This window comes from Candidatus Hydrogenedens sp., assembly GCA_035361075.1.
GTDB lineage: Bacteria > Hydrogenedentota > Hydrogenedentia > Hydrogenedentales > Hydrogenedentaceae > Hydrogenedens.
On sequence record DAOSBX010000042.1, the window covers coordinates 20,867 to 27,061 of the forward strand.

The 6,195-nt window shown below is 35.1% G+C and carries 4 protein-coding genes; 3 read left to right on the forward strand and 1 reads right to left on the reverse strand.

Translation table 11 applies throughout. From position 1 onward, the window contains the following. Positions 1 to 56 precede the first annotated feature (56 nt). Positions 57 to 557 (forward strand): dockerin type I domain-containing protein, encoded by a 501-nt coding sequence (locus PLJ10_11550; protein HOK10279.1) that lies wholly within the window; start codon positions 57 to 59, stop codon positions 555 to 557. A gap of 101 nt (positions 558 to 658) precedes the next feature. Continuing rightward, the gene (locus PLJ10_11555) at positions 659 to 3,715 is read left to right on the forward strand and encodes an EF-hand domain-containing protein (GenBank protein ID HOK10280.1); all 3,057 of its coding nucleotides are present in this window, start codon (positions 659 to 661) and stop codon (positions 3,713 to 3,715) included. A gap of 64 nt (positions 3,716 to 3,779) precedes the next feature. Here the strand turns inward: PLJ10_11555 and PLJ10_11560 are convergent, their stop codons facing one another. Continuing rightward, a complete protein-coding gene (locus PLJ10_11560; protein ID HOK10281.1) occupies positions 3,780 to 4,697 on the reverse strand; it encodes a class I SAM-dependent methyltransferase in 918 nt (305 codons plus the stop codon). Positions 4,698 to 4,821: 124 nt separating this feature from the next. Between PLJ10_11560 and PLJ10_11565 the strand changes: the two genes are divergently transcribed. Continuing rightward, a partial coding sequence (locus tag PLJ10_11565; protein HOK10282.1) for a cytochrome c peroxidase occupies positions 4,822 to 6,195 on the forward strand: 1,374 nt, incomplete at its 3' end.

A 6,195-nucleotide genomic window follows, 5' to 3' on the forward strand; every position in this document is an offset into this window, starting at 1 on the left:
ATAAATATTATTGATTCATTTCCAAATTTATGCTATAATTATAAATAAAGGAAGATATGATTAAACTTAAAGTAAAAATAGTTGCTATTTTAATCATCGGGGGGTTGTTTGGGGGAACGTTTTTACATTCAGAACACATCAATTTAGATATAAATAATGATGGGAAGGTAGATGTTTGTGATGTTCAACAGATGATTGCAGGGATTGTTTCATATAATATGACATCTATCCCCGATATAAATGGTGATGGTAAAGTTGATATACAAGATTTGCAAATTCTTATAAAAAATCTGGGTAAGAAGCAGGAAAGAATAGTAAAAAATGAAATAGGATATATCTCAATATCACAACGATTTATTAAAGATAACTCGAATTTCAAAAATATCAAAATGAAAACACCACAAAACAACAGTGGGGAAAGTCTTTCAAATGATAATTGGAAAAGGGTGCTAATGGAAAAAGAAAAAATGGGGTATGAAATAGTATGTGGGCTTAACACTGAAGGAGCAAAATATTTTGCTTTTCATCTCGGTTCTTTATCCCCTCCGCAAATATAAAAATTTGTATTATTTGATCTTTTAATTTTAGGAAATTTGTGATAAAATAAATATATGAACTTAAATTGATGAAAATAAAAATTAACAAAGGAGATAAATATATGAACAAGATTACAACATTAACAATGATTGGGTTTATGATGGTACTATTGTCGCCATGGGCTCAAACAGCCACAAACCCACCCTGTCCATTGCCAAATGACCCTAATGCCATACTAGATATCATCTGGCCTCTCGTTGATACTAATGGAGATGGAGGCTTATCACTGGATGAATTGTCAGCATTATATCCTGTTCCAGAACAGTATTTTACTATGTTTGATACTAACAGAGATGGCAAAGTAGACCGTCAAGAATTTCAGCCGATAATAGCATTGCTACAGGTATATTTACCTGCTGGAATTCTTTCATTAGTAGATACAAATGGAGACGCCTTAATTCAATATGAGGAAGTATCTGCTTATGTTTCATCAGACCAATTCAAAATGTTAGATAGAAATATGAATGGTGTTATCGATTGTGAAGATGTAGGAGAACCACCCATTGATATAGAAGGTGAAACATGGGAAGGCGAAATTATCATAGAAGGAGAAATATGGGAAGGAGAAGTTATCCCACCTGAAACAAACCCCTGCGACTGGGTTGATTTAGCAATTAGTAGTTTTGACGAATTAGACCAGAATAGTGATGGTGTAATTACAAAAGATGAATTGAATTTCCCTATCATCTTGATCTATCCGCCTATTGTTGATTTTGATGTACTATTTTCCGCATTTGATTTAGATTCAAATGGTGAAATAACGATGGAAGAACTGAAAGCATGGGCAGAAGAATGTGGATATAATGGTGGAGGAGATAATGGCGAATGTCCTTTACCAACGACAGATATTCGCTCTATAATCGAAATATTTTTCCCATTGGTTGATTTAGACAATAATGGGCAAATAAGTAAAGAAGAGATTGAAAAAATACTAACCATAATAAACAGATTTTTATCAGGTTACTCTCTTAATCTTACTGATAACTTAGACGAAATTTTTGCTATTGCTGATTTAAATAAAGATGGCGGATTAAGTATAGAAGAGATTGTCTTCGAATTAACTTTATTAGCTCCACAGGTTGGTATTGACCCAAACAATGTTTTAAGTATGGTTGACAAGAATGGAAATCAAATGATTGATTACGATGAGGTCTCACAATATCTTACAGAAGACCAATTTGCATCTATTGATTTTAATGCTAACGGTCTTATTGATTGTAACGATTTAAATACAGTTTTATATCTGTTAAATGGAGGTTGGGAAGGTTGGGAAGGTGAACCATCATTCGAAGGTGAAATACCTCTCGACCTATGTGCATTAGGACCTATTGCGTTAGAATATTTTGATATGCTCGATGCAAATAAGGATGGAAAAATAACAAGAGATGAACTTATTACAACGTTGACCGTTGTTTATCCTATTCCTGTTGACCCAGCCACAGTAGATATGTTATTTGCAGAATTTGATTTAGATGGGGATTCAGCTATTTCTCGTGAGGAAATACAGACCATTATTGACAGTTTATGCAATATAGTAATTGAAGGTGAACCCTGGCCTATCGAGGGAGAAATTGATATTCCGACAGACCCGTGCTTGATTGCCCCCATCGTATTACAGAGTTTCGAATATATCGACCAGAATGGTGATGGTGCAATAACTCTTGATGAAGTAACAGGTCCTGTGATTATGATTTATCCATTACCTATTAACCAAGAGTTAATTGTTGAAATATTTAAGAAATTAGATTTGAATGCAGATGAAAGCATAACAAAAGATGAATTAAATGAGATTATAGCGAATTGTGACGAAATAATCCCGATTGAAGGTGAAATCTGGCCACCTATCGAAGGTGAAATCGAAATTCCGAGAGACCCATGTATTATTGCACCAATAGTTTTAAAATATTTCGAATATATTGACCAGAACGGTGATGGTGCAATAACTCTTGATGAAATAACAGGTCTTGTGAGTATAAATATTACGTTGCCTATTGACAGCTCTATTTTAACTGAGATCTTTACACAATTCGATTTAAATGCTGATGGAAAGGTAGTCATAGAAGAAGTCAAGAAAATATTAGAAGATTGTAACATTGTCCCAGGTGGAGAAGGCGAAGTAGATATTCCAGATGTTTGGGACCCATGTAGATTAGCTCAATATTTGTTGAAACTATATGGAGAGATTGGTCAACAAGAAAGTGACCTTTCAATCGAAGATATTACAAATTTAATAAGTACTGCCCTTCAAAGCCCTATTGATATGACATGGCTTACAAAAGCCATTATGTTGTTAGACTTAGATGCAAATGGAACACTAACAATGAATGAATTACAGTCTATCATTGATAAGTGTACCAATGCATGGCAAGGAGGTACTGGTGAAAATGGGACTGGCGGACCTGGTGGACCTGGTGGCGAGAATCAGCCAACAACACTAATATTAGAACGTGCAACTACAAATAACAAACGTTATTGGCCTGGACAGTTAGTTACTGTAATATTGACAATTAGGAACCCACAAAGATTACGAATTTCTGCTTTGGGATTACAAGAGACACTCCCGACTGGGTGGGAGTTACAATCTATAATCGAAACAAGTGGGGCTTCAGTTGCTCCATCACAAGGTGCTACTGGAACCCTTGAATTCGCATGGATGAATATACCACCATTCCCAGTAAAAGTTGCTTATACAGTATTAGTGCCAAACGATGCAGATGGAACTGCTGTATTTAGTGGACAGGTTCTCTATAGAACTCCCGATAGTGAAGAGTTAAGGTCACCTGTCTGTGAAACAGTGTTATTAAAAGGTTGGGCTCCAGAACAAGCACATTCTGCAGACTCAAATCGAGATTGGGCCATTTCCTTAACAGAAATGTTACGAGTTATACAGATGTTTAATTCTGGTGGTTATGGATGTGATGAAACCTCTGAAGATGGATTTATGCCAGGTGAAGGAAAACACAGAAATTGTAGACCACATACAGCGGATTATCGTATTCAGGATTGGAAAATTGACCTCTCTGAACTATTACGACAAATTCAACTGTATAATGCACCAGGTAAAGGCTATATTATACAAGAAGGTACAGAAGACGGATTCGCTCCACTTTTAAATTAAAGACCATTACACATTAGATATATCGGGAGATGAAGTTAAACTTTATCTCCCTTTTTTATTTTAGTTAAAAATCCTGAAAAATAGAGATATTTTGAGGTGCTATATCTTTTCTTATGTAAACACTACATAACCCACCAGAAGAGAAAGGATACCCAGAAGCCTCCTTTATCGCTAACTCACCTGATAGAAAAATTCCATCACTTTTGATAAATGTCTTTAATAGTCTCTCTAAAATAAGAGGTGTGAATCCTGAGGAATAACATGTGAAAAATACAAATAAAGGCGAATAATTACATAGTATCATTAAATCTTCAAACAAGGCAGATATATGTTGTTCTAACTTCCAAACCTCATTTTTAGGTCCTCTCCCGAAAGAAGGAGGGTCAAGAATAAAACCATTATACGTTTTGTCTCGTCTAACTTCTCTTGAAACAAATTTTTTTACATCTTCAACCATCCATCGGGCAGAACTATTATCAAGATTATTTAAAACCATATTCATTTTAGCGAGTTCCACCATCCCTTTTGATGAATCAACATGACAAACATTAAATCCTTTTTTCACACATGCAACTGTGGATAAGCCAGTATATGCAAACAAATTTAATACGTTGATATCGCTACTATTTTCTACTTTGAGATTTAACAAAAGATTCCATAAATGATAATGTTCTGGGAAAAAACCGATATGACCAAAACCAGTTAACTTTGCATAGGCATGAAGATTTTTTATAGAAACTGGAAATTGTTGGGGTATTAACCTTCGATATTCCCAGTGCCCTCCACCTTCAGATGAACGAAGATATATTGCGTCAATATCTTTATTCCACAGCTCTGGAAGACTTTTGGGATAACATGCTTCTGGTGCTGGACGTATAACTTTATAAGGTCCTATCTGTTCTAACCTAACTCTATCACCAGAATCAATTAGTTGATAAGAATTATTATCATCCAGGTAATTTTCCAAAGTTTTTGAGTTCATAATACTTAAAAAAAGCAATTAAAAATTTTATATTTATTCCTGTTACTTGAAAATACTTTTGTAATATATTATACTAATATTGGAGACTGGGGTTGGGAAAACAATTTAATAAGGAGAAGAGCGTATGAAGAAGTACATTATTGGTCTTATTGTCGTTGGTGTCATTGTCGCATTAGCATTCCCTATCGTAAATCTTATTGTTGGACCACCTGTCGGAACAACAATAACAGACAAAAAAGTAGATGACCCAACGTTTGCAAAAGTATTACCTATATTAGAAAAAAAGTGTGTGAATTGCCATACAAAAGAATATAAACTTCCATTCTATGCAAACTTCCCTATTGCTAAAGGAATTATAGAAGCAGATATTAAATTGGGCTTATTCTACATGAACATGCTAAAGGAACTTTTCCCTGGAGAAAACAAACCACCTACAGAAGTAGCATTAGCAAAAATTGAACACACAACATTAATGAATGAAATGCCTCCATTACGATACATTGCTCTTCATTGGGATAGTATGCTCTCAAAAGAAGAACAAAACTTAATTTTAACCTGGGTAAAGTCTACGCGAGCCAAACACTATGCCACAGAAGGTATTCCTGAAAACTTAAAACAAGAAGTTGTCCAACCTTTACCTCAAAAGGTAGATGTAGATGAAAAGAAAGTGGCACTTGGAAATAAATTATACCATGACAAAAGATTGTCTAAAGATAACACCCTTGCCTGTGCTGGGTGCCATGATTTAGCAACAGGTGGTGTTGACCGCAAAAAGTTTTCAGAAGGTGTCGGCGGAGCCATTGGACCTATTAATGCTCCCACTGTTTATAATGCACTATTTAACTTCGTTCAATTCTGGGATGGCAGAGCAAAAGATTTACAAGAACAGGCAGATGGTCCCGTAAATAATCCAATTGAAATGGCTTCCAATTGGGAAGAGGTAACATCTAAATTAAATCAAGATGCAGAATTCACACAGGCTTTCCTTGAAGTCTATCCATCAGGATACAATAAAGACAACTTTACAAACGCCATCGCAGAATTTGAAAAGACCCTTATAACTCCCAATTCTCGATTCGACCAATTTTTATTAGGGAAAGCAGATGCCCTGAATGCTGAAGAAAAAGAAGGATATGCTCTATTTAAAAAATATAGATGTGCCACCTGTCATGTAGGCAAAGCTATGGGTGGGCAATCCTATGAAAAGATGGGCTTGAAAACAGATTATTTCAAAGATCGTGGTGGAGAAATAAAAGAAGCCGATTTGGGGAGATATAATGTAACGAAAAACGAAGAAGATAAACATAAATTTAAAGTGCCATTACTTCGCAATATTGCAGTTACACAACCATATCTTCATGATGGTTCTACCGATGACCTACAAAAAGTAGTGAATATCATGCTGAAGTATCAGGTAGGAAAACAGATACCAAAAGCAGAAGAGGAAAAAATTACAAAGTTCTTAAAGACCCTAACAGGGGAATATCAAGGAAAATTA